This is a genomic window from Novosphingobium sp. FG137, assembly GCF_057809735.1.
The window spans coordinates 491,491-514,477 of the sequence record NZ_JBMDKN010000003.1; the positions used below are offsets into that span (position 1 = coordinate 491,491).

The 22,987-nt window shown below is 64.6% G+C and carries 18 protein-coding genes; 7 read left to right on the forward strand and 11 right to left on the reverse strand.

The features are described from left to right. Positions 1 to 6 precede the first annotated feature (6 nt). Together ACODS2_RS11790 and ACODS2_RS11795 are read right to left on the reverse strand one after the other, a co-directional pair. Positions 7 to 1,347, reverse strand: a complete 1,341-nt coding sequence (locus tag ACODS2_RS11790; protein WP_488998974.1) for a type I glutamate--ammonia ligase — start codon at positions 1,345 to 1,347, stop codon at positions 7 to 9. A gap of 11 nt (positions 1,348 to 1,358) precedes the next feature. After that, positions 1,359 to 2,624 carry a cytochrome P450 gene (locus tag ACODS2_RS11795; protein ID WP_488998975.1) on the reverse strand — a complete coding sequence of 422 codons (1,266 nt, stop codon included), beginning with the start codon at positions 2,622 to 2,624 and terminating at the stop codon, positions 1,359 to 1,361. A 153-nt stretch (positions 2,625 to 2,777) separates the two neighbouring features. Here ACODS2_RS11795 and ACODS2_RS11800 point away from each other — a divergent pair, with 153 nt between their 5' ends. Then, on the forward strand, positions 2,778 to 3,632 hold the full coding sequence (locus tag ACODS2_RS11800) for a 3,4-dihydroxyphenylacetate 2,3-dioxygenase (protein ID WP_488998976.1): 855 nt from the start codon (positions 2,778 to 2,780) through the stop codon (positions 3,630 to 3,632). 638 nt (positions 3,633 to 4,270) lie between these two features. On the opposite strand, the gene ACODS2_RS11805 is transcribed toward ACODS2_RS11800, so the two are convergent. Together ACODS2_RS11805 and qhpR are read right to left on the reverse strand one after the other, a co-directional pair. Continuing rightward, a complete protein-coding gene (locus ACODS2_RS11805) occupies positions 4,271 to 5,104 on the reverse strand; it encodes a type 1 glutamine amidotransferase (RefSeq protein ID WP_488998977.1) in 834 nt (277 codons plus the stop codon). 15 nt (positions 5,105 to 5,119) lie between these two features. Beyond that, positions 5,120 to 6,136 (reverse strand): AraC-like transcriptional regulator QhpR, encoded by a 1,017-nt coding sequence (gene qhpR, locus ACODS2_RS11810; RefSeq protein ID WP_488998978.1) that lies wholly within the window; start codon positions 6,134 to 6,136, stop codon positions 5,120 to 5,122. A 210-nt stretch (positions 6,137 to 6,346) separates the two neighbouring features. On the opposite strand from qhpR, the gene ACODS2_RS11815 reads away from it, so the two are divergent. The 3 genes from ACODS2_RS11815 to gabT are packed head-to-tail and all read left to right on the forward strand — an operon-like array spanning position 6,347 to position 10,248. Beyond that, complete coding sequence (locus tag ACODS2_RS11815; RefSeq protein WP_488998979.1) at positions 6,347 to 7,522, forward strand: MFS transporter; 1,176 nt, start codon at positions 6,347 to 6,349, stop codon at positions 7,520 to 7,522. Positions 7,523 to 7,546: 24 nt separating this feature from the next. Then, a complete protein-coding gene (locus tag ACODS2_RS11820; protein WP_488998980.1) occupies positions 7,547 to 8,956 on the forward strand; it encodes an NAD-dependent succinate-semialdehyde dehydrogenase in 1,410 nt (469 codons plus the stop codon). After that, positions 8,953 to 10,248 (forward strand): 4-aminobutyrate--2-oxoglutarate transaminase, encoded by a 1,296-nt coding sequence (gene gabT, locus ACODS2_RS11825; protein ID WP_488998981.1) that lies wholly within the window; start codon positions 8,953 to 8,955, stop codon positions 10,246 to 10,248. Before ACODS2_RS11820 ends, gabT begins: the two co-directional genes overlap by 4 nt. Before the next feature lie 37 nt (positions 10,249 to 10,285). On the opposite strand, the gene ACODS2_RS11830 is transcribed toward gabT, so the two are convergent. Then, a complete protein-coding gene (locus ACODS2_RS11830) occupies positions 10,286 to 11,302 on the reverse strand; it encodes an AraC family transcriptional regulator (protein WP_488998982.1) in 1,017 nt (338 codons plus the stop codon). Positions 11,303 to 11,344: 42 nt separating this feature from the next. Continuing rightward, complete coding sequence (locus tag ACODS2_RS11835; RefSeq protein WP_488998983.1) at positions 11,345 to 12,232, reverse strand: fumarylacetoacetate hydrolase family protein; 888 nt, start codon at positions 12,230 to 12,232, stop codon at positions 11,345 to 11,347. 128 nt (positions 12,233 to 12,360) lie between these two features. Here ACODS2_RS11835 and ACODS2_RS11840 point away from each other — a divergent pair, with 128 nt between their 5' ends. After that, entirely contained in the window at positions 12,361 to 13,164 is an 804-nt protein-coding gene (locus tag ACODS2_RS11840; RefSeq protein ID WP_488998984.1) for an acetoacetate decarboxylase family protein, read from the forward strand. Here ACODS2_RS11840 and ACODS2_RS11845 read toward each other — a convergent pair whose 3' ends face one another. Continuing rightward, positions 13,165 to 14,427, reverse strand: a complete 1,263-nt coding sequence (locus ACODS2_RS11845) for a metal-dependent hydrolase family protein (protein ID WP_488998985.1) — start codon at positions 14,425 to 14,427, stop codon at positions 13,165 to 13,167. It lies immediately after the preceding gene. A 410-nt stretch (positions 14,428 to 14,837) separates the two neighbouring features. Then, positions 14,838 to 16,142 (reverse strand): hypothetical protein, encoded by a 1,305-nt coding sequence (locus ACODS2_RS11850; RefSeq protein WP_488998986.1) that lies wholly within the window; start codon positions 16,140 to 16,142, stop codon positions 14,838 to 14,840. Between the two features lie 414 nt (positions 16,143 to 16,556). Between ACODS2_RS11850 and ACODS2_RS11855 the strand changes: the two genes are divergently transcribed. After that, complete coding sequence (locus ACODS2_RS11855) at positions 16,557 to 17,612, forward strand: fatty acid desaturase (protein ID WP_488998987.1); 1,056 nt, start codon at positions 16,557 to 16,559, stop codon at positions 17,610 to 17,612. Between the two features lie 74 nt (positions 17,613 to 17,686). Here ACODS2_RS11855 and ACODS2_RS11860 read toward each other — a convergent pair whose 3' ends face one another. Genes ACODS2_RS11860 through ACODS2_RS11870 form a run of 3 tightly spaced genes read right to left on the reverse strand, consistent with a single transcriptional unit; the run spans position 17,687 to position 21,935 of the window. Then, a complete protein-coding gene (locus ACODS2_RS11860; protein WP_488998988.1) occupies positions 17,687 to 19,132 on the reverse strand; it encodes a TolC family protein in 1,446 nt (481 codons plus the stop codon). Between the two features lie 15 nt (positions 19,133 to 19,147). Beyond that, a complete protein-coding gene (locus tag ACODS2_RS11865; RefSeq protein ID WP_488999034.1) occupies positions 19,148 to 20,206 on the reverse strand; it encodes an efflux RND transporter periplasmic adaptor subunit in 1,059 nt (352 codons plus the stop codon). 31 nt (positions 20,207 to 20,237) lie between these two features. Next, positions 20,238 to 21,935, reverse strand: coding sequence for an ATP-binding cassette domain-containing protein (locus ACODS2_RS11870; RefSeq protein ID WP_298170502.1), 1,698 nt, complete (start codon positions 21,933 to 21,935; stop codon positions 20,238 to 20,240). A gap of 116 nt (positions 21,936 to 22,051) precedes the next feature. Here ACODS2_RS11870 and ACODS2_RS11875 point away from each other — a divergent pair, with 116 nt between their 5' ends. Next, on the forward strand, positions 22,052 to 22,963 hold the full coding sequence (locus ACODS2_RS11875; protein ID WP_488998989.1) for a LysR family transcriptional regulator: 912 nt from the start codon (positions 22,052 to 22,054) through the stop codon (positions 22,961 to 22,963). Positions 22,964 to 22,987 lie beyond the last annotated feature (24 nt).

Consider the following 22,987-nt stretch of genomic DNA (forward strand, 5'->3'; position numbering starts at 1 on the left):
TTCCCGTCAGATGTAGTGGAGGTAGTAGGCGAGCTGCTCTTCGGCCGACTTGCCTTCGAGAATGCGCACTTCCTCGCGTTTGATGGCGATGAAGTTGTCGACCAGTTCCTGCCCGATCGCGCCGGACAGCACGGTGTCCGCCTCGAGCGCATCGAGCGCAGAGCCGAGATCGTGCGGGGTGTGCCGATCGGTGCTGATCGTCTCCAACCCGTCGTTCACTTCCTCCGGCGGCAATTCGTAGCCGTTGTCGAGACCCAGCAAGCCCGCCTGCAGCATCGCCGCCATCGCGAAATAGGGGCTGGCGGCGCAGTCTGCCATGCGGTGCTCGATGCGCGCGGCGGGGCCGGTCTCTGCCGAAACGCGCACGGTTACGCTGCGGTGATCGATGCCCCAGTTAGCCCAATAGCCGGAAAGGCTGGCGGGCTGGAGCCGGGCATAGCTCTGGGTGAGCGGCGCCATGATCGCGGACAGCGCCTCATGGTGTTGCAGCATTCCTGCGATCGCGCCCTGCATCGTGGGCGAAAGCGAGCCGCTCGCCACATCGTTCGCAAAGGCATTGCTGCCGTCCGCCTGCGTGAAGCTGAGGTTGAAATGGAGCCCGCTGCCGCTCTTTTCGGCGAAGGGCTTGGGCAGGAACGAGAGCAGGTAGCCGCGCTTGTAAAGCACTTCGCGCGCCATCTGGCGGAAGAGGAAGGCATCGTCCGCCGCCTTCATCGCATCGGCATAGCGCAGGGTAAGCTCGAACTGCGGCGCATCGAATTCGGCATTGATGGATTCGATGGGGATGCCGCAGGCCGCCGCCGTCGCCCAGACTTCCTCGATCAGGCCGGCCGGATCGGCGAACGGGCCGGTGCCGTAAACGAACCCGCCCGGCGTGTCATAGGGCACCCAGGAGCCGTCCGGTCCGCGCTGGAAGACATAGGCTTCCATCTCGATGCCCACCATCGGATCGAGCCCGCGCGCCCGCCACGCCTCGATCGCGCGGGCGAGCGCAGAACGACCGCACAGCGCGAACGGCTCGCCCTTGAACCGCAGCGCGCCCAGCGCGATCTGCGTATTTGCCTCCCACGAGGGGCGCATGTCCGCCGGATCGAAGGTCACTTCCATATCGGGCAGACCCGTCAGCAGCCCGCCGCCCGGTGCTGCCACCAGCGCCTTGTCATAAGTCACCGCAAAGGTGCCGACGCACATGCGCGCATGGCCCTTGGCTGCCTCGCTCATCGGCACATATTTGCCGCGCGCGAGATTGAGCTGGTCGGCGAAGAGAATCCGGCATCTTTCGAAGGCTTTGGGTTCGAAGCTCTCGGCGCGCACCTGGCTGGGTTCGATCCTGGACATGCGGTTCATCTCTCTCCCCTTCAGCGCGCTTTTACGCGTACCGGCAGATGCTTTATGCCGTGAATGAAATTGCTGCGCAAAAAGGCATGATCGCGCACTTGTTCGATGGCGGTCAGGCGCTTGGCCAGTTCCTGCATGACGATAGCGACTTCAAGCTTGGCAAGCCACATGCCGAGGCAGATATGCGGGCCGCCCTGGCCGAACGAGAGGAACGGATTGCGCTCGCGCGTCAGGTCGATGCGGTAGGGATCGGCAATCGCCGTCTCGTCGCGGTTGCCTGAAATGAACCACAGCAGCACCTTGTCGCCTTCGCGCACCTGTTTGTCATGGAAGGTGAAATCGCGCGTCGCGGTGCGGCGGAAATGGGTTGTGGGCGAGGCGTAACGGATCATTTCGTCTGCAGCCGCTTCCCAGCTGTGAAATTCGCCGCGCTGCAACTGGCCAAGCAGCGCCGGATCATTCGCCAGCGCATGGATCGTGGCGGAGATCGAGTAGCGCGTCGTGTCATTCCCCGCCGCCACCAGCAGGCAGAAGAAGTTGCGGAACTCGTCGCGCGACATTTGCGCGCCGCTGTTGGTCGGCTCGCGCACCAGATTGAGCACGCCGATCTGTTCGCCCGCATCCATCCGATCGAGCAGCTTGTTGGCATAGTCGAACAAGTCCATCGCCGCCGGCGAGCGGAACGGGAGCATGCGGTAGGCATCGCTATCGAGCTGGTCGACGACGAAATCGGTGTAGTCCGGATCCGCATTGGAAATCAGCGCATCGCCCTTTTCGACGAGCCACGGACCGTCTTCCTGCGGCACGCCCATGATCTGCGCGAGCATCTGCATGGGCAGGCGCCGCGCGATCCGGTCCACCGCGTCGAACTCGCCTTCCTCAAGCGCGACATCGAGCAGTTCGGTCACGATCTTGCGGATCTGGTCCTCGAACTGGGCAACGGTGCCTTTGGCAAAGGCCTTGGAAACCAGCGCGCGAAAACCCCGGTGGTGCGGCGCGTCGGTTTCCTGAAAGGTCTTGCGCGCCTCGACTTCCTCCATGGTCTGGTCTTCCATGCGGATCCCGCGCGCTGAGGAGAGGAGATCGGCCTGCCGGTTGAGCTCGAGCAGATCGGCATGGCGCGTTACCGACCAGAAGCCCTTTTCGCCGCTCGCCATTTCGGACCACGCCATGGGAGTTTCGCGGCGCATGCGCGCGAAAGTTTCGAAGGGTGCGCCGTCGTTGAAGGCATCGAGCGAGGACAGATCGACGTGCGCGTCAGCCTGGCGCGAGAATGCAAATGGCATGGGAACCTCTCCTGTTCGATTGCCGTGCTAGTCCCACCTTGGGCCGAGGGACTTGGCATAACCGGACAGAGTGCGCTGTGTCCGGCTTGGGGGCCTTCTTGTCCGCGCGCAGCAGGCCTATTGAGCGCTCATTGCAGCACAAGGAACCGCAACATGGGTGAGATCATCGGAGCAGGGCTCGTTGCACACGCGCCGACCATCATGATGTCCGAGGCGGACCGCTATGAGCTCAACGAGGGCAAGGAAATCAGCCTCGTGCCCGGATTGCGGCGGCTGAAGAGCGAAGTGCTTGATGTGCTGAAGCCCGATGTAATCGTGCTGTTCGATACGCACTGGTTCACCATCGTGGAGTTCTGCATCGCCGCGCACGCGCGCCGGACGGGGCTCTTCACATCGGACGAACTGCCGCGCGGCATGAAGCAGATTCCCTACGATATTCCGGGCTGCCCCGAACTCGCTGCCGCAATGGCGCAGCGCGCGACCGAGCACGGGGTGCGTACCACGGCGAACGATGACCCCTACCTCCCGATGCACTATCCCACGGTCAATCTCTCGACCTTCCTGCAAGGCGAGGAAAAGTGGATTTCGGTCAGCCACGCCTATTCGGCTGAGCCGCACAATTTCCTCGGCGTCGGCGCAGGGATCGGGCAGGCGATCCGCGAATCCGACAAGCGCGTGGTGCTCATTGCCAGCGGCTCGATGAGCCATCGCTTCTGGCCCTTCGACCAGATCGCGCAGCACGAAGCCTCCGATCCCATCCACATTTCCTCATCCGAAGCGCGCGAGGCGGATCTTGAGCGGTTGCGCTGGTTTGCCGAGGGCAACCATGCCGCCGTGATCGACACGATGCCCGACTACCTGCGCCACGCGCCTGAGGCCCGCTTCGGCCACTACCTGATGATGGCGGCAGCATGCGGCGGGCACGAGTGGAAGGCGAAAGGGCGGCAGTTTTCGGACTATGAGAACGCGACCGGGACCAGCCAGGTGCATGTGTGGTTTGATATGTAGGGTTTGCCGTTTGGCGCCGCGCACCCCCACCCGGCCTCCCCCGACCGGGGGAGGGGAAGAAGGAGTGCGGCTGTTGGATTTGGCGGCGCGGCGTTGTGCTGTTCGGGCAATGGGGAGCGATCGCGCGACCGGTGCGGCACCTGCACAGGTGCTGCGGGAGGGGCGTCGTATTCCGCCGGGTGCGAGTGGCCGGACTGCGGAAGAGGTCCGGCGCAGCCATTTGTGTCGATCATGGCCCGGGACCGGGGTAGCGGCTCGCAGGCGTGCCGGTCTTTGCTCGCGTCCGGCAGAAGCGGGACGGGAGCCATGATCCTGTGCTGGCGCGGTAAGTGCCTGGCCAAGGACTTTGGGGAAACCACCCCACCTTGAACCCGCAGCCCGCACCGGTCGCGTTGGCCTGTTACGGCCAAAGGAGCGAGGGCGAGGCCGGCCAAGCCTGCTCCCGATCTGGGCGGGGCTTATAACCTATATGGTTCATTTTGTCAAGGGTTGTGTGCCTCCGGGATCGCGGCGCACCTCCACACACCTTCGTCATTACCGCGAAGGCGGGAATCCAGAGCCCCAAACGCCGCGCTTGCCGCTCTGGATTCCCGCCTTCGCGGGAATGACGAAGATTTGGATGCTAGCGGATTGGTCGATTAAAGCACCTTGGCCTCGATCCACGCGAGGATTTCCGCGCGGCGGGTGCGGTTGTCCAACACATCCTCGTCAACGCCAAGCTGCCAGGCGAGACCGGAATTTGCCGGATCAGTCGCCAGCGCCGCCAGCTTCTCGCGATAGACCACCAGTTCAGCCATATCGGCAAAGAACCCCTGCGCGACCATGTCCTCGGCATAGAGCGTGTAGAGCTGGACAAGCTGCCCGAGATCGAACTCCGGGTGATACTGCACCGCCCAGACTTCGCTGTTGGCCAGCGGGATCACCGCCGCCTGAATTTCGCTGTGCGCGTTGGACGCCAGCAGCGTCGCCGTCTCGGGCAGGCGGATCACTTCGTCATAATGGATGCAGGGCGCATCGAACACCGGCGCCTTGCCCTTGAACATCGGGTGCGCGCGGCCAGCCTCATTGAGCAGGATCTTGCGCGCAAAACCCACTTCGCGGCCCTTCGGGTTGAAGGCGACTTCGCCGCCCGCAGCGACCGCCGCTATCTGCAAACCCCAGCACGATCCGAAGATCGGCAGGCCCGCCTCCGCCGCCTCGACCAGCAGCGCGATCTGGTTGGTTACGGCAAACTCGGCATCATAGGCATGGAGTGCCGAGCCGGTCACGACGAAGCCTGCGTAGTCGGACCACGTGCGCCCACCGGGGATCGTCTCGCCCTCATCCGCACCGTTCAGCACGTCGAGTGCAATATCCGGATAATGCGCGGCAATCGCCTCGATATAGATCTCGCTCGAGGTGCGCACGCCGAGTTCATGGGCGCGGGCGCGCTTGGGCGCGGTGTTGCCTTCAAGCAGCAGCAGTCGGGTCATGGTCTGTCCTGAAAATCAGTGCGCCGTGCCGGCCAGGTTCGTCCGGAACGCTTGCGGGGAAAGTCCGCTCCAACGGTGGAAAGCACGGGTGAAGTTGCTGTGTTCGGCATAACCCAGCCTTAGCGCGATCTGCGCGATCGACAAATCGGGCCGCACGCGGAATTCGAACACGGCCTGCCGCATCCGGCATTCATCTAGCACTTGCTGGAACGATGAGCCTTGCTCGGTCAGCTTTCGGCGCAAGGTCCGGCTCGACATTCCCATCTCGCGGGCAAAGCGTTCCTGCTCGATGGCGCAGGAATTGAGATCGCGCAGCACCATCTGGCTCAACCGGTCGACCAGCGGGGTCTCGCGCCGCTTGGTCACGATCGAGCGCGTAAGCTGGCGCACGTCGGCCACCGGCGGATTGGCCTGCGCCGGAAGTGCGAGGTCGAGCAGCGCGGCGGGAAAGCGGATCTGATTGGTATCCGCGCCGAAAGTGCAGGGCGCGCAGACCACCTTGCCAATATCGCCGCGCATTTCGTGGCTTTCCGCCTCGAATGCGAACTCGATCTTGTCCCAATGCCCGCCCAAGTGGCCATGGAGCCCGCGCTTCAGGATCTGGCTGACGATGCCCAGCGTGAACATGGCATCATGGTGGCGCGGCCAGATATCGGGATCGAGGATGCGGTAGCTGACCGAGGCCATGTCGTCCTCAAGCCCCAGGCGGATATCCGTGCAGTCCTGCAGCAGCGAAAAGTAGTCCACCAGCCGCCGCAAGGCCGAACCCACGCGGCCTGCCGAGTTGATCGCATCGCCCAGCGGCCCGAGCGCGGCGAGATCGTAGTTGCCCCCCGCCAGCCACGGGATTGCCACATCGCGGGTGCGGGCGACAACGGCTTCCGAGAAGCGGACAAATTCCGCCAGCGGCATGGATTCCGGCGGCATTGAATCCGGCGGCGGGCCATCGCCCAGCACGGGCGCGGCGGCGCGGTCTTCCAGAAAGCTCTCCCAGCCGTTCATTGCGGCGGCGCGTACGGTCGCTGGTGCCATGCTGTCTCCCCGGGGGCACGCGTAGGCGTGTTCTTGTGATGCGAGGCTAAGCGATTCGCAGCTTACGGATATTGATCCAAATCATCAAATCATGATCAAAAAAGTCGTGGGCGAGGGCATGGACGCGGCGGCCGGAATGTCCGATCCTGCCAAGCGGGCGCGCCCCTGCCATGCAAGGGCACCGGGGATAGACGGGGAGACAAACGGCAGATGGCGAACGCAACGCCCGCGCGGCGCGACATTGACGTCAATGGCTGGCCGGCGATCCTCTGCGCGGTGATCCTCGGCACGATCGGCGTCCTCTCGTTCATCATCCAGCCGGGCGTGGTGCAGGGCTATGTCACGCAGCTTCATGTGGACGAGGCGACTGCGGTCAACCTCGCGGGCGTCGAGATGCTGGGGGTCGCGCTGGCGACGATTTTCATGGCATTGTGGGGCACGCGGATCAACTGGCGCTGGGTTGTGGCGGCAGGACTGGTCGTTGCAGCGCTCGGCAACTTTGCCTCGCTCGGTGCCCCGCAGGGCGGCCCCTTCGAGATTGCGCGCTTTGTCACGGGGCTCGGCGAGGGGACGATCACCTCGATCAGCTTCACCTTCGTCGGCGTGACCATTCGCGCCGAACGCAACCTCGCACTCTATCTCACGTTGCTGCTCACCTATGGCGCTTTCGGGCTGTGGTATCTCCCGGAATTCCTGGGCAGCCATGGCCTTGACGGCATGTTCATCGGTTTCGCGGTGCTCTCGCTGGCTTCGCTCGCGACCCTGCCGTTCCTGCCGCACGCCTATTCGCCCGAGGAAATGGTCAATCCCGAAGCCCGCCAACTGGCGACGCCGATGCTGGTCGTCGCACTGGCCGGGGTGCTGGCCTACAACATCGCGCAAGGGATCGCCTGGGCGGTCCTGTTCCTCGTCGGCATCGGCGCAGGGCTGGCCGAGCAGTCTGTGGCAGATGCGCTGTTCCTCTCGCAGATCCTCGCCGTTGGCGGCGCGCTCGCTTCGGTGTTTCTGGCGGGCCGCATCAGCCGCAATGGTGCCATCGCGTTCGGCATCCTTGCTGGTGCGGCGAGCATCACGCTGCTGATCGGCAAGCCCACGCTGATGCTCTTCGTGGTCGGTGTCTGCGGCTTCAACGTGCTATGGAACTTCGTGCTGCCGTTCATCCTTGGCCGCGTCTGCGATTTCGATGAAAGCGGGCGGATGATGTCGTTCGCGATCATGATGCAGATGATCGGCCTCGGCGGCGGTCCGCTGATCGCGGCGCAGCTGCTTGATGGCAGCGGCTACCGCTCGGCAGAATTGCTTTGCGTGGCGCTGTTCATCGTAAGCTATGCACTGTTGCTGGTTCCCATTCGCAAGCATCAGGCGCTATCCGCGCTGCCAACCTGATTCCGTTTCAAGAGGAGCTCATGCGTGTTTGAAACCGTGCCCGAAGGCACCGGCCTTGCTGTCCATAACCCGGCGACCGGCGCGCTGATCGCCACCGTGCGCGACTATGCACCCGCCGAGATCGCCGCGATCATCGATGCCGCCGATGCCGCACGCCCCGCCTGGGCAGCCGAAACAGCCAAGGCGCGCGCAGCCGTGCTCCGCCGCTGGTACGGCCTCATCATGGAGCGGCAGGAGGAACTCGCCGCGCTCATCACCGCCGAATGCGGCAAGCCGCTCGCCGAAGCGCGCGGCGAGGTGGCCTATGGTGCCTCGTTCATCGAGTGGTTCGCCGAAGAAGCCAAGCGCGCCTATGGCGAAACGGTGCCGACCTTCGCAGCCGGCAAGCGCGTCCTCACCATCAAGCAGCCAGTTGGCACTTGCGCCGCGATCACGCCGTGGAATTTCCCCATCGCGATGATCACCCGCAAGGTTGGCCCCGCGCTCGCCGCGGGCTGCTCGATCGTGGTCAAGCCCGCCGAGGCGACGCCGCTGTCTGCCCTCGCGCTGGAAACACTGGCGCGTGAGGCAGGGGTGCCCGCAGACCTGTTCCGCGTCACCCCCTCCAACGATCCGGCGGGCGTCGGCACCTTGTTCTGCCGCCATCCCAAGGTGCGCAAACTAAGCTTCACCGGCTCGACCCGCGTCGGCAAGATCCTGATGGCGCAGGCGGCGGAAAACGTCACCCGGCTCAGCCTCGAACTCGGCGGCAATGCGCCGTTCATCGTGTTCGATGATGCGGATCTCGATGCCGCCGCCGATGGCCTGATGGCCTCCAAGTTCCGCAATGCCGGGCAAACCTGCGTCTGCGCCAACCGCGTGCTGGTGCAGGACGGCGTCTACGATGCCTTTGTCGAGAAGGTGCGCGCGAAGGTTGCCGCGCTGGTTGTCGGCGATGGTGCGGCCCCCGGCACGACCATCGGCCCGCTGATCAATGCGGCCGCGGTGGACAAGGTCGAAAGCCTTGTCGCCGACGCGCTGGCGAGCGGCGCCACCGCGCTGATGGGCGGCAACCGCTCGAACGCCGGGCCCGGCTTTTTCGAGCCGACGCTCCTCTCCGGCGTGCGCGGCGACATGGCGATTGCCAGCTCCGAAATCTTCGGCCCCGTGGTGCCGCTGATCCGCTTCGCCGAAGAGGATGACGCCGTTCGCCAAGCCAATGACACACCCTTTGGTCTCGCCGCCTACTTCTACGCGCGCGATCTGGGCCGCGTCTGGCGTGTGATGGAAGCGCTCGAATACGGCATGGTCGGCGTGAATGATGGCATCATCTCGACCGAAGTTGCGCCGTTCGGCGGCATCAAGCAGTCCGGCCTTGGCCGCGAAGGTTCGCGCCATGGCCTCGATGAATATCTCGAACTCAAATACTGCCTCATGGGGGGAATTGGCCGATGACCAACAATCAGGACCTCTGGGCCCGCCGCGAAGCCGCCGTGCCGCGCGGGGTCTCCTCGATCCACTCGCGCTTCTTCGAGCGCGGCGTGAATGCCGAAGCGTTTGACGCTGACGGCAACCGCTATATCGACTTCGCGACCGGCATCGCGGTGTGCAACACCGGCCATTCCGACCCGCGCATCGTCGATGCCGTGAAGCGCCAGCTTGACCAGTTCTCGCACTGCTCGTTTCAGGTGACGCCGTACGAGAGCTACATTTCGCTGGCCGAGCAGCTCAACGCGGCGGCGCCCATCGAAGGCCCGGTCAAGACGATTTTCCTGACCACTGGCGCGGAAGCGCTGGAAAACGCGGTGAAGATCGCGCGCATGGCGACCGGGCGGCGCGGCATCATCACCTTCCAGGGCGGCTATCACGGCCGCACGCTGCTCACGCTGGCGATGACCGGCAAGGTGCTTCCCTACAAGGCCGGGTTCGGCCCGCTGCCCGGTGATGTGTTCCACACCCGCTTCCCGATCCCCTACCACGGCTTTGACGAAAAGCAGGCCGTAGCCGCGCTCGAAGCGCTGTTCGCCTCGACGATCGAGCCCGCCGCAGTCGCCGCCATCGTGCTCGAGCCGGTGCTGGGCGAGGGCGGGTTCTACACCGCCTCCTACGCTTTCTTCCGAGCCCTGCGCGATATCTGCGACAAGCACGGCATCCTGCTGATTGCCGACGAGGTGCAATCGGGCTTCGCGCGGACGGGCCGCCTCTTCGCGATGGACTGGGTGCGTGAGGCGACTGGCGTGACGCCCGATATCATGACCATCGCCAAGGCCATGGCGGGCGGCTTCCCGATCTCGGGCGTGATGGGCCGCGCCGATATCATGGACGCACCCGATGCTGGCGGCCTCGGCGGCACCTATGGCGGCTCGCCGCTCGGCTGCGTGGCGGGGCTGGAAGTGCTCAAGATCATCGCCGAAGATGGGCTTTGCGAACGCGCGGTCACCATCGGCAACACGATCAAGGGCACCCTGCGCGCGCTGCAGCAGGGCGGCATGCGCGTGATCGGCGATGTGCGCGGCCCCGGTGCGATGATCGCAATGGAGCTTGTCCACGATGGCGATCCGGACCGGCCCAATCCTGAGCTGACCAAGGCGATCGTCCAGGAAGGCGCGAAGGACGGCCTGCTGCTGCTCTCCTGCGGGATGCGCGGCAATGTCGTGCGCTTCCTGCCGGCACTGACCATGCCCGATGATCTGCTGAACGAAGCCATGGACCGGCTGACCGGCCTGATGCGACGCGTGGCTGGATAACCAAATTGGAAATAGGGACTGGCCCTATTTTTGCGCCCTATTTTTGCGCGGCGCCTTCGCCCTTCCGGTAGCGCCCCGGCGGAATGCCGAAATGGCGGGCGAAGGCGCGGGTGAAGCTCGCGCTCTCGGCAAAGCCAACGTCGAGTGCGATCATGCTGACATTGCGGCGGCTGGTGCGCAGCAGGCGTGCGGCGGTTTCCATGCGGTGTTCGTGCACCAGCTTGCGCCAGCCGGTGCCCTCTGCGGTCAGGCGGCGGTGCAAGGTGGGCACGGAAAGGTCCAGCCGCCGTGCCGCTTCGGCAAGGTCGGGCGGTGCATCGAGCGGTGCCTGCTCGATCATCGCGCGGACCTGTTCCGCCAGCGATGCCGCCGTCCCGCGACCGGCCAACCGTTGGAGATGTTCCTCGAGGATCGGATGGAGGCTCGGGCTCAGCACCCGGCCGCGCGCATCGAGATAGCGCCCATCCATCGCAATCGCGTTGCAGTCCTGCTCGAAGAACACGTCGCAGCCGAAGAAGTCGCGGTAGCGCGCGTAGTCTCCCACCCGTTCGTGCTCGAAGCGCACCTCGCGCAGCTCGATCTCGCCGCCGGTGAATTGCCGCGCAAGGCTGACCATCGCGCCTATCGAGTATTCCGCATCCTGCCGCCGCCGGGTGAGCGACTGGTCGAGCACGCCGTAGGAAAACGTCGCCCAGCCGCCTTCATCAGCGAAGTGGTTCCGGCTCGCCTGCTGCATGGTTGCAAGGTGGCGGGTAAAGCTGGTGAACGCGGTGCGCAGGTCTGGCGCGCTGAGGAACAGGAAGCTGAGCGGGCCGAGGCTGTCCGATCCGGATAGCCGCCCCGCATGCAGCCCGAAGTGCGGGTTGCGCACCAGCTCCGCCGCGTCCTCGAAGAACGAGACGAAGCTTGCGAGCGGGATCAGCCCGTCCGGATCTTCCAGCACCTCACGCGTCACGCCGATGCGCGCCAGCAGCCCCGCCGCCGAATGGCCGGTCAGCTCGACACAATTGGCCACGTGGCGCAGGAACTGCGCGGCGATCTGGGGCTCGGCCATGCGGCCTAGCCTATCAGCCGCACCCGTGCCAGCATAGCGCTGTCACTTTGTCTCGAGCGCCGACTCATAGAACGCCGCGCCCTGGCCGCCCGCTGCGCGCTTGCCGCGGAATTCCCAGTCGCCGCCCATCGCGGTGGAGATCACTTCTTCGGACTCGGTCGGCTGCGCGCCGCAATCGTCGCGGATCGGGGTGGGGCCATGGACGATGGTGTTGGTGAGTTTGCCGAGCCCTTCGACTTCGACCTCCACCACATCACCCGGCTGCACCGGGCGGCTGTTGGCAGGCGTGCCCGAAAGCAGCACGTCGCCCGGCTCCAGCGTGATCGTGCGGGCAATATCCGCGACGAGGTAGTGCATGTCCCACTCCATCTCGCTGGTATTGCCGTCCTGCCGAACTTCGCCGTTGACGATGGTGCGGATCTGCTTGTTGCGGAAATCCCAGCCGGTGACGAGGCCAGGGCCGATCGGGCAGAGCGTGTCAGACCCCTTCACCCGCAGCATCGAGCCTGCATCAGTGTCGCGGAAATCGTGGAGGCCGTAGTCGTTGGCGACCGAGTAGCCGAGGATGTAGTCGGCGGCCTCATCCGGCGAGATGTTGCGGCAGCTCTTGCCGATGACGATGGCGATTTCGCCTTCGTAGTTGAGGTACTTGCAGCGTTCGGGGCGCACGACCGCGCCCTTGTGGGTGTTGAGCGCGGTCAGCGGCTTCTGGAAGTAGGTCGGCGCGGCGGGGAGCTTGGTGATGAACTCCTTGACCCGGCTGATGTAGTTCAGATGGACGCAGATGATCTTGCTCGGGTTGCAGGGCGCTAGATGTACCGCTTCGTCGACGCCCACGCTGCGCCCGTCCTTGGTGACAAGTTCGTCGCCGTGGCGCGTGGTCAGGATGGGATAGCCATCGAGCAGGATGCGGCGGTATTCGGTGGTCATCGTGAGGCCCTCGTTTCCATTTGTGATAAGCCTTAGCGTCCTCACGCGCCACAGGCATTGGCCGCTGCGGCCAAGCTTGGCGGGGCGGGGGCGCTAGAAGCGAGTGACAGCATCGAGACGAGGTAATGATGAGCGACCTGAAGGGCCTGTTCTATCCCCGCACGCCGAGCGGCAAGGCGAGCATCGTACCGCCGGTGCCGTGGCACTATTCGGGCGAGCTCATCACGCTGGAATACCGCACCGACCCTGCGAAGATCGCGGCGCTGCTGCCCGAGGGCTTCACGCTGGCCGAGGAAGACCCCGGCGCTGTCGCGGCGATCTGGGCGGATTGGCAATCGACCTCCGACGATCCCTTGCAGATCCTTGATCCGGTGCGGGTGCAGTACAAGGAGATGTTCATCGTGGTGCGGTGCCAGTTCCAGGGCAAGACCTGGTCGCGCTGCGTCTATATCTGGGTGGACAAGGAATTCGCGATGCTGCGCGGCCAGCATCAGGGGTATCCCAAGAAGCTCGGCTCGATCCAGATGAGCCGTCCGGTCTACGTCGGCAAGGCTGGCCCGCGCTTGCAGCCGGGCGGAACCTTCGGTGTGACGCTGGCGGCGTTCGACCGGCGGCTGGCCGAGGGGCGCTTCACCATCACCGAGGCGGCGGAGAAGCCCGGCTTCGTCAACGGCTTGCCAATGGTCCACAACCGCTGGATGCCCGCGATCGAGACCGACGGAACCCAGAGCCTCGACGAAGTGGTCACCATGTCGAGCTACGACGTGGACTTCGGCCGCTGCTTCAAGGGCGATTTCGACCTCACGTACTTCGATTCGCCGGTCGAGGAATTGCTCGATATCACGCCGCAGGAGAAGATTGCCGGGTACTGGCACGAGGTCGGCGTTTCGTGGCGGGCAGGCACCACGCTGGCGCGGAACAACCTCGTCTGATCACCGGACCACCGCACCTCCCTTGATCACCAGCTTGATGCGGGTGAGCGCGGAAAGATCGCGCGTCGGGTCGCCCTCGACAGCAATCAGATCGGCGAGCAGGCCGAGCTTGACCGCACCGCGATCGGTAAGGTGGAAGGCCTGCGCATTGCCCGAGGTGGCGGCGATGAGGACGGCGGCGGGGCTCATCCCGGCGGCGGCCATCGCGGTCATTTCGCGCACGTTCTCGCCGTGGGCGAAGACGCCGACATCGCCGCCCATGCAGATCGGAACCCCGGCGGCGAGCGCGGCGCGGAAGGCGGTACGGCCCTCGGCGACGCCGGCGGGCGGGTGTTCGGGATCGGTCCAGCCGCGGTAGCGCGCGATGGCTTCCCCGGCGGCGAGCGTGGGGCAAAAGGCGATGCGCTTGGCGGCCATGGCCTTGAACACGGCGGGCGTGCCTTCATCGCCGTGCTCGATGGTATCGACCCCGGCATTGATGGCGCGGCGCATGCCTTCCGCCGTTACGGCATGGACCGCGACCGTGCGGCCCGCATCGTGCGCGGCGGCGGTGGCGGCGTCCATTTCGGCCTGGCTGAAGGTGGGCAGGCTCGGCTCGCCCGGGCGGTAGTGGTAATCGGCATAGAGCTTCACGACGTCTGCGCCCGCCGCGATCTGATTGCGGACGGCGCGGACAACGCCCTCCACACCGCTCGCTTCCTCGGCGCCCTGCGGGACGGCGACGCCGGGTTCGAAGCCCTTGGGGCCATAGGCGCCCTGCGCGACAATGGCGCGGGTGGCGACGAGGAGGCGGGGGCCGGGGGTGAGGCCGCTGTCGATGGCTTTCTTGAGGCCGACATCGGCATAGCCCGCGCCTTCGGTGCCGAGATCACGCTCCGTGGTGAAGCCCGCGCGCAGCGTGGTTTCGGCGGCCTTGGCGGCGCGGATGGTGCGCAGGGCGAGGGACTCGTGGAGCACCTGATCGTCCCACGGGGTTTCATTGTAGGGGTGGAGAAACAAGTGGCCGTGGCCCTCGATCAGGCCGGGCATGAGGGTCTGGCCGGGGAGGTCGATGGTGGCGGTGCCCGGCGGCACGGTGAGGTTGGGGCCGACGGCGGCGATCCTGTCGCCCTCAACCAGCACCTGCCAGCCGGGATGGGGCGCGGGATCGGTGCCATCGAACACAGCTGCGGGGCGGAGCAGGGTGCGTTGCGGTTCGGCAGCGCCTGCGGCGACGGGGAAGGCGAGGACAAGCGCAAGCGCGGTGGAGAGAAGGGCCTTCATGCGCGGTGCGCTCCGTTTGAATTCAGGTCAGGTTGACACAGTTGACACAGTCCAGAGGCGAAACTCCCGGGGGCATTTCCGGCGGGGGCGCTGGCGGCTGGACGGGCCGAGCGGGTGGCGGAATTGCGGGGGTTTCTGCTCATGTGCGGAGTGTATCGCAGAGCGGGCCTGTAGGACAGGGGCGCCGGGCAGGCTTTGCTGTCCTGCCTATGGGGGTGAGGTCGGCTTTGCGGTGTTTTTCTGCAAATGCTGCCGTTCTGTAGGCGACCGCAAAGCGGACGTTCGTCAAACCCTCTCCAGACCCAAGAAGCGGACGCATCTCGCTGAAATTGGGATGCGGTTATGGGATCAAGACTGTGTTCTATATTAATGCAAACTGATACCTTTGCACGCCCAAGGCAATGAGACCGTCATTCGTCGGCCTCATCCCGTTCGTCAATCTCGGTCCATGAAAGCCCGCTCAAAATCTCCCATGCTGCTAGGAAATGATCATGGGCCATGTAACCAAATTTCGGAAGGTCATCAGAGAAATAAAAGTCGTCCATGCCAGTCCGATAGCAATGCGCCATATAGTCCGTAAAAATGGTCCGCAGAAGACCGCTTAGCTTGATATGCATGTTGTGGCAGATGACAGCTTCGATCATGCTGGTCTTGAAGCCCAGCCAATCAGGCACGCTGATTTCGGGACGAATGGCAACGCCATTCTCGCTGATAAAGAACTGTTGAAACGCGTCCTGCATGATGCGTATTGCTTGCCCCATAAACGCCGAATGCAGGCTTTCCAGCCAATATTCATTGTCAGCCACTTGATCGACGATGGCTTGGACAGCATCCAAACGCGACTGATCGGATGCGCCGAAAACGGTCCCGTCCGAGGATGAGGCTCGAAGCGGGTTGAATGGATTTACAACGCACAGAACAAGTGTGTTTGGATATGGGAAAGCTGGGCAGGCTTCGGCCCAATACTGCCGGGCATATACCAAGCCATGCAGCCCGTCGGCCTCAAGCCGTTGAGCAATTAGGCTGGTCATCGTTTTGAACGCCTCTTGCGTGTAGTGCGGCGGCGCACCTCCAGGCTCGCCAGCATCAATCCACCCATCAATCAGTGGGAACGATGCCGTCACAACAGTCATTGAGCTGTCGGCAAGGATGTTGTTTTCGACCCAGCGATAATAGAGATCGCTTGGGTAATACGCTTTAAGCCTGATTTTCTCGCCGTCAATTTTCGGAATGAACGCAAGCGTGTTCTTGTCGTTAATTATTAGCTCTTGGGCCAGAGCGTCTCTCACGCCTCTTCCTTCCATCGGAGCTATCAGAATTGTTTGCAGGCTCGACTCGGACAGCGGCGGAAATAGGGTGCAGAAATGATTGGCGTAGCCCAAAAGTTCGGTGAAAGCCTGCCGTTCTGTCTGGTCTGATTTTTTCAGTTCGATGATGACTAAATCGCCGGAGTCTGCGATGCTCCCGAGTAGGTCAACGCGGGTTGTCGAGTCATTATGTCGGACCAGCCGAACCTCTTTCCCATCCAATTGAAGGGTTTCGAGATTCTCGATCATCTTATTTATTTTGGTTTCGGTCCGATGTTGCAATAACTGAGCAATGCTGGGGAAGCTGTCTGGCGGCAAGGCAACCGGCTGCCGCGTTTCAACGATCAAGGAATGGATATCGGACCTGTGATGGTCGAATAGCAAATCCCTCATTTCGTTTTCGGTCATGTTTGGCCTGTGGCTGATAATTTGGGATTTAAAAAGCTTCGGCGTCAGAATACTGCCCTGTCTATCAAAATCGCAGACAGGTTATCCGCCCGCTTAGCTTCAGGTCGACTTGCAGAAGGAAGGGCAGATTGCCGAACTTCGCAATCAAAGAACCGCCATTCTGAAAACCACCCAATTGCTGCCACCTGCACTCCCCAAGGCTGTCCCCGTTAGCTGCCATTGCACGAGAACCACGGATGGCCCGGTGCGGGAATTGGGGGAGGGCTGCGAATGAAAACACAAGCCCCGTGTCGAGCACGGGGCGACGGGGAGAGATGACGATGGCGGGGGAGGTCTGGACTTCCGCCCTTAGTGCCTGTGGACCGCACCTTGAAGCGGGGTGACAAATTCGGCGGGGGCGGTTAGCTGATCGAGGTGACCGTACTAGAACTCCAGAAGCCCGCCGAATCCCTCATCGAGCCCACTGCCGCTGCGCCGATTGATCCGCGGCAGCTCGCGCGCGATTTGCAGGCCTTCCGCGATCCGGTCCCCATACGCAGCGGGTGGGAACTGGCGATCACGCTGGTGCCGTTCATGGCCTTGTTTGCGCTGATCGCGATGGCGGTGAAGGCGGGCTATTGGCTGGCACTGGCGGCGACTCCGCTGGCCGGGCTGTTTCTGCTGCGGCTGTTCATCATCCAGCATGATTGCGGGCACGGTGCCTTCTTGCGCAACCGCACCAGCAACGACTGGATCGGTCGCGCGCTGGGCGTGTTGACCCTTACGCCCTATGATTGCTGGCGGCGCTCGCATGCGCTGCACCACGCGGGCACCGGCAATCTCGAAGCACGCGGCTTCGGCGATGTGGATATGCTGACGGTGCGCGAGTATCGGGAGCGTAGCTGGCTGGGACGGTTCGCATATCGGCTCTATCGTCATCCGGCGGTGCTGCTGGGACTGGGGCCAGCCTATCTGTTCCTGCTGCGCCACCGGTTGCCGATCGGCCTGATGAACGAAGGCTGGACTTATTGGGTGAGCGCCATGGCCACCAATGCGGTGACCGCGCTGGTGCTGGCCTTGCCGCTCTATTTTTTCGGGTTTGGTGTGACGGCCCTGGTATTCTTCCCTGTGCTGCTGTGTGCGGCATCGCTGGGGGTCTGGCTGTTTTATGTGCAGCATCAGTTCGAGGACGCGTACTGGAAGCAGCGGGCGGACTGGTCGTTCTACGATGCTGCATTGATGGGCAGTTCGTACCTTGAATTGCCACGCATTCTTGGCTGGTTTACGGGGTATATCGGGATCCACCATGTCCATCATCTATCGAGCCAGATCCCCTTCTATCGCTTGCCTGAAGTGCTGAAACAGCATCCGGCCTTGCGCGATCTGAACCGGTTCAACGCGTTGCAGGCGTGCGCGACACTGCGGCTGGCGCTGTGGGACGAGGACCGGCGCGGGATGGTTTCGTTTCGCGAGGCGGCGGGCTCTGTGTGATCCGCGAGCGCTGCGCGGCTGCCCACCCCAGTCCCCTCCCGCAGGCGGGAGGGGCTTTTTCGTACTAGCGCTGCTTAAGGAAGCGGCCCGTCCGGCAGGCCGAGCGCGGCGCGGTCTGCGGTCGCGCCGGCAAGGTCTATGCCAGCAAGGGCCGCGCGGGCCTGCGCATCAAGGAGGCGGACGCGGGCGTCGGTTGCAGCCTCTTCACGCATGTTGAGCAGGAAGAAATCGCTCGCGCCGAGATCGAAGCGGCGGCGTTCGGCGGCGGCGAGGTCGTCGGCGAGGCGGGCTTCATCATCTGCAAGGCGGGCGGTCTTGGCGGCACCGTCGACGGCGATACCGATGCCCTTGACTTCGACCGCGATCTGTTCGCGCACGAGCTGCTGGCGGGTGCGCAGGCCATCAATTTCGGCGCGGGCCTCGGCGATCTTGCCCTTGGCGCTGCGGCGCTGGAGCGGGACGGTGAGGCGCACGCCGACGATGGCTTCCTCGCCATCGCGCGATTTGCCGCCGGGGCCGGTCCTGCCCAGATCGTAGGATAGCTCGCCGCGCAGATCGAGGCGCGGTTTCAGCTCGTTTTCGGCGAGCGCGAGCTTGAGTTCGGACTGGGCGAGGCGGGCGCTGATTGTCTGGACATCGGGGCGGTCAATCGGCTGGCCGGGGCGCGTGGGGCGGAAGCCGGGGAGCGAGGCTGGCAGGCGTTCGGGGCCGGGGAGGATGCGCTCGCCATTCTCGTCACGGTAGAAGAACGAGAGCGCGTTGGCGGCGGCGCCGAATTCCTGTTCGGACCGGACGACGAGCGCGCGGCGGCGGACGATGTTGGTATCCGCCTCGGTGAGGAGGATGGCAGGGCGCGCGCCGAGCTGGACCTGACGGGCGATGCCCGCGCGGCGCTGCTCGGCGAGATCGAGGAGGGCCTGATAGGCCTTGAGGCGCAGGCCGGCGGCGACCCAGTTCTGGTAATTGGCGGCGGCGCGCGCCTGGACGCCGATCGCGACCATCTCGCGCTCGAGGCGCGCAGCATCGATATCGCGTGCGGCCATGGCAATGCGGCCGCGGCGCTCGTCGATCGCGCGGTCGCGCATGAGCGAGAACAGGCCGCCGATTTTCAGTTCGCCGAGGCGGTCGGTGTAGGCCTTGTCCTCGTAGATCGGGAAGGTGCCGCTGCTGACGCGGTAGCCGCCGTAGATCGAGCCGCCGTTGTCGGTGAGGGGGCGGGTGGCCTTTCCTTCGAGATACGTGCCTGAATAGTAACCGAGCACTCGGCTTGCCGCATCGACATCGAACACGGTGTCGAACGCGCCTTCGGCGGAGAGCGCGCGGCCTTCCGCCTGGCGGACGCGGGCCATCGCCTCAACGATCTGGGGCGCCTGCGCGGCGGAACTCGCCAGGATTTCGCCCAGCGTGAGGGGACCGGACGCGGGGCTCGCCGCCGGTGCCGGATCGGCGGGCAGCTGCGCGGCGAGCGGCCATGCGCAGCCGAGCGCAAGCGCGGCGAGGACAGGTCGGATCAGGCGCATGTTAGCGGGCCCCTGTCACTTGGGCTTGCCCGCCTTGCGCACGGTGGCATCGTCGTCCTTCGAGACGCTGTCTCCATCGCCGCCCTTGGCATCCTTGCCGCTGATCGAGGCCTTGATGTCCTTGCTGAATTCGAGCGGGAAATCGTTGAGCTGACGCCACAGTTCGTAGCCGACAGAGACAGTCTCCATCTGGATCCAGCCGCGCACCTTGGCGCCGAGCTTGGTGAAGCGCAGGTCGGGCCAGGGGCGCTTGCCGGGTGCGGGATCGATGAGGACGCGGAACAGGCCGCCCGAGCCGGAGGTGGGATCGACGGCGCGCACGCGGCCATCGAAGATGCCCTGCGCGACCGAGGGCCAGCCGCTGAACTGGATCGCCGGCCAGCCTTCGAATTCGAGGCGAACCTGCTGGCCGGGGCGCACCAGCGCGATATCGCGGCCATCGATGTAGAGCGCGACGGCGCGGGTCGCGGTTTCGGGCGCGATGGTGGCGAGCACCGAGCCGGGCGAGACGACGCCGCCGCTGAGGCCGGCGTTGACGGTCTGCACCCGGCCGGCGCGCGGCGCACGCACGAGCTGGCTGGACTGGCGGGCAAGCTGCACGTCGATGCGCTGGAGCTTGGCGCGCGATTCCGCGAGCTTGGCGCCGCCTTCGGCAACCTTGATCTGCGCGAGTTCGACATCGCGCCGGGCGATCAGGCCTTCGCGGAACAGCGCTTGCGCACGGTTCACATCGAGCATGGCGGTGGCGCGCGACTGGGTGACCGAGCCGATTTCCGCTTCGATCTGCGCGCGTTCGGCGGCGAGACGGGTGAGGTAATCAGGATCGAGATCGACCACGCGGGCGATGGGCTGCCCGGCTGCGACCAGTTCGCCGTCCTTGACGTACCATTCGGTGATGCGCCCGCTGACGAGCGCGGAGACGTCTGCCGAGCGGTCATCGGGATTGAGCGCGACGACGAGGCCATCGCCATTGGCGGTCTGCACCCAGGGCACGAAGGCCATGACCAGCGCGGCGGCGGTGATCGCGAGCGCGACCATCCACGCGGTGATGACCACCACGCGCGGCGCCTTCATGCCGGCGAGCGTGGGGAAATGTTCGAGGTGTTCAAGCCGATAGGGCACGTGCGGCCTCCCGTTCTTTCACATGGGCCTGCAGTTCGGCGGCGGAGGCAAAGCGGAGCTGTTCCTGCTTGCCGAGCCAGAGCCAGCCATCGAGCGCTAACGAGCCGGGGCGCGATGTGCACAGCATCACGGTGGTGCCGGCGGCCTTGAGCCGTTCGAGCACGCCGAACAGCTGCGCGGGCGGCATGACATCGAACACCGGCGCGAGCACGAGCACCTTGGGGCAGGCAAGCAGCGCGTTGGCGAGCTTGAGTTCCATGACCTCGCCCACGGTGAGCGGCCAGCCCGAATTGGCAAGCGGCGTGTCGAGCCCATCGGGCAGGCTGGCGATGCGTTCGCTGAGGCCGACTGCATCGAGCGCATCGAGGATGCTTTCCGAGGTTGCATCGGAGATCGCGAGATTGAGGTACTCGCGGATGGTGACCTCGACGATCGTTGGCCGGTCAAGCACGATGATTTCGGAGCGCAACATGTACATGTTGAGCCCGCCAAGATCCGAGCCGCCGACAGTGACAAGGCCGTGATCGGGCGCGACATGGCGCTTGAGAAGCATCGAAAGCGTGCGCTCCACCCCGGCTTCGGGAACGGTGACGACGCGCTCGCCGGCGTGAAGCGAGAAGTTGAGGTGCGTTTCGCCGAGCTTGACGTCGCGCAGCGCAATCGCGCCGTCGCGCGGGCCCTGGGTGCTGGGGATCGGCAGCTTTTCCTGCGTGATGCCATAGAGCAGCGAGAGTTCCTCGCAGCTGGCGACGAGATCGTAGAACGTATCAAGGTACCAGCCGAGCTGGCCGACCCCGTAGAACACGCTGGAGAGAATGAGCTCGGCGCCGACGAGCTGGCCGATGGTGAGCTCGCCCGCAAGGATCAGGTTGCCGCCCAGCGCAAGGAGCGCGGCCGAGGCAGTGGCGTAGAGCGTGAAGAACGCCAGCGTCTGCGCAAAGCTGTAGCGGAAGTAGCCCTTGTGCTTGGCGATGTAGTTGGCGGTCATCGCCTCCGACCGGTCCATCGCGAAGCCGACATGGCGGCTCGACTTGTAGAATCCGTTGGAGCCGCCGACGCTTTCGAGCCAGCGCGCGGTATCGTGCTTGGCGTGGCTCAAGGCGACCGCGCTAGTCATCGAGCCGCGTGACCACAGCAGCCAGATCACGAGGAGCGCGAGCAGCAGCACCACGTTGAAGGCGAGGAAGAACGGGTGATAGAAGCTGGTGACGATCAGGCCGACCGCCGATTGCAGCACGATGGTGAAGCCGCCGATCAGCAGGCTCGGCACCGATTTCTGCACGACGGTGAGATCGAAGAAGCGGTTGAACAGATCTGCCCGCCGCGCATCGCCGAAGAAGGGATCGCGCGCATGGACTGCGCGGATCGTGATCTCGGCAACGATGCGGGCAAACAGGCGCCGCTCGAACAGCGTCATGATGTAGACGCGCAGCGCCGAAAGCATCGCGACGACGAAGAGGAGTGTGAAGAGGAGGACAGCGAGCGTCCACAACTGCGCGGGCAGTGCGGTGTAGGCGACGCTGTTGATGAGCAGCTGAACTGAAATGGGCGTTGCGAGCGACAGCAAGCCGATGGCTATGCCGTATACCGCTGCCAATCGCAGATAGCCGGCATCTGGCCCGATGATTTCGGCCAGCCAGCGTATTGCATCGCGCAGTTCGACCCGCGTTGGTGCAGCCATGAAATTCCCTGAGAGCTCTGATTTTCCGAAACGGTGATGCCTTTCTAAGCCATTGTGCAGCGCAGCGCCAATTACAACTCTTGTCTGGAGACTATAACCTGTGGTTATGGTCTGCCATGACGACTATCCGCCAGTTGCAGTATCTCGTCGCGCTTGCGGACGAAGGCTCGTTCGCCGAGGCAGCGCGGATCAGCCATGTGTCGCAGCCGGCGCTGAGCCAGCAGGTCAAGGCGCTGGAGGAGCGGCTGGGGGTGCGGCTGCTTGACCGGTCCACCACCGGCGCGATCCTGACGCCGATCGGGCGGAGCATCGTTTCGAAGGCGCGCGGGATCCTGGGCGAAGTGCGCGGGATCGAGGAACTGGCGCGCAGCGCCGCGACGGGCCTCACCGGAACCTTGCGTCTGGGGACGACGCCGACGCTGGGGCCCTATCTGCTCTCGCCGATCATCGCCGACCTCCACCGCGCGGCACCGGGCCTCAGGCTCTATGTGCGCGAGGGGATCCCCGACGAGCAGGCGCTGCAGGTCTCGCGCGGGGAGCTTGATGTGATGCTGGGGCCGCTACCGATCCGTGGCGACGATCTCGAGATCGAGCCCTTGTTCCGTGAGCCGCTCGATCTGGTGGCGGCAGTGGACAGCCCGCTGGCGCGCGGTCCGGTGGAGTCTTCGGCACTGGCGGGGCAAGTGCTGCTATCGCTTGATACGCGGCATCACCTGCACCGCGAAACGCGCGAGATTGCCGAGACCCATGGCATGGCGCTGAGCCCGGACTACGAAGGCACGAGCCTTGATAGCCTGCACATGATGGCGGCCTCGGGCCTTGGCCTCACGGTGCTGCCGCGGCTCTATTTGCAGAGCGACGTGGGCGGACTTTCGGGGCTGAGCGTCGTCGATGTGGAAGGCTGGAAGGCGCACCGGTCGGTGGCGCTGGCCTGGCGGCGGGGGACTAGCATGGAAGCGGCGTTTCGCGTGATTGCGGAACATGTGCAGCGTTCGGCGCGGCGGATGCTCGAGCGCGAGCTGGGTTGAGCCGCTCTGGATTCCCGCCTTCGC

Excerpts from the sequence above, each read along its gene's own strand:
- ACODS2_RS11790 (WP_488998974.1), bottom strand. The coding sequence starts at position 1,347 with ATGAACCGCATGTCCAGGATCGAACCCAGCCAGGTGCGCGCCGAGAGC.
- ACODS2_RS11795 (WP_488998975.1), bottom strand. The coding sequence starts at position 2,624 with ATGCCATTTGCATTCTCGCGCCAGGCTGACGCGCACGTCGATCTGTCC.
- ACODS2_RS11800 (WP_488998976.1), top strand. The coding sequence starts at position 2,778 with ATGGGTGAGATCATCGGAGCAGGGCTCGTTGCACACGCGCCGACCATC.
- ACODS2_RS11805 (WP_488998977.1), bottom strand. The coding sequence starts at position 5,104 with ATGACCCGACTGCTGCTGCTTGAAGGCAACACCGCGCCCAAGCGCGCC.
- qhpR (WP_488998978.1), bottom strand. The coding sequence starts at position 6,136 with ATGGCACCAGCGACCGTACGCGCCGCCGCAATGAACGGCTGGGAGAGC.
- ACODS2_RS11815 (WP_488998979.1), top strand. The coding sequence starts at position 6,347 with ATGGCGAACGCAACGCCCGCGCGGCGCGACATTGACGTCAATGGCTGG.
- gabT (WP_488998981.1), top strand. The coding sequence starts at position 8,953 with ATGACCAACAATCAGGACCTCTGGGCCCGCCGCGAAGCCGCCGTGCCG.
- ACODS2_RS11830 (WP_488998982.1), bottom strand. The coding sequence starts at position 11,302 with ATGGCCGAGCCCCAGATCGCCGCGCAGTTCCTGCGCCACGTGGCCAAT.
- ACODS2_RS11835 (WP_488998983.1), bottom strand. The coding sequence starts at position 12,232 with ATGACCACCGAATACCGCCGCATCCTGCTCGATGGCTATCCCATCCTG.
- ACODS2_RS11840 (WP_488998984.1), top strand. The coding sequence starts at position 12,361 with ATGAGCGACCTGAAGGGCCTGTTCTATCCCCGCACGCCGAGCGGCAAG.
- ACODS2_RS11845 (WP_488998985.1), bottom strand. The coding sequence starts at position 14,427 with ATGAAGGCCCTTCTCTCCACCGCGCTTGCGCTTGTCCTCGCCTTCCCC.
- ACODS2_RS11850 (WP_488998986.1), bottom strand. The coding sequence starts at position 16,142 with ATGACCGAAAACGAAATGAGGGATTTGCTATTCGACCATCACAGGTCC.
- ACODS2_RS11860 (WP_488998988.1), bottom strand. The coding sequence starts at position 19,132 with ATGCGCCTGATCCGACCTGTCCTCGCCGCGCTTGCGCTCGGCTGCGCA.
- ACODS2_RS11865 (WP_488999034.1), bottom strand. The coding sequence starts at position 20,206 with ATGAAGGCGCCGCGCGTGGTGGTCATCACCGCGTGGATGGTCGCGCTC.
- ACODS2_RS11870 (WP_298170502.1), bottom strand. The coding sequence starts at position 21,935 with ATGGCTGCACCAACGCGGGTCGAACTGCGCGATGCAATACGCTGGCTG.
- ACODS2_RS11875 (WP_488998989.1), top strand. The coding sequence starts at position 22,052 with ATGACGACTATCCGCCAGTTGCAGTATCTCGTCGCGCTTGCGGACGAA.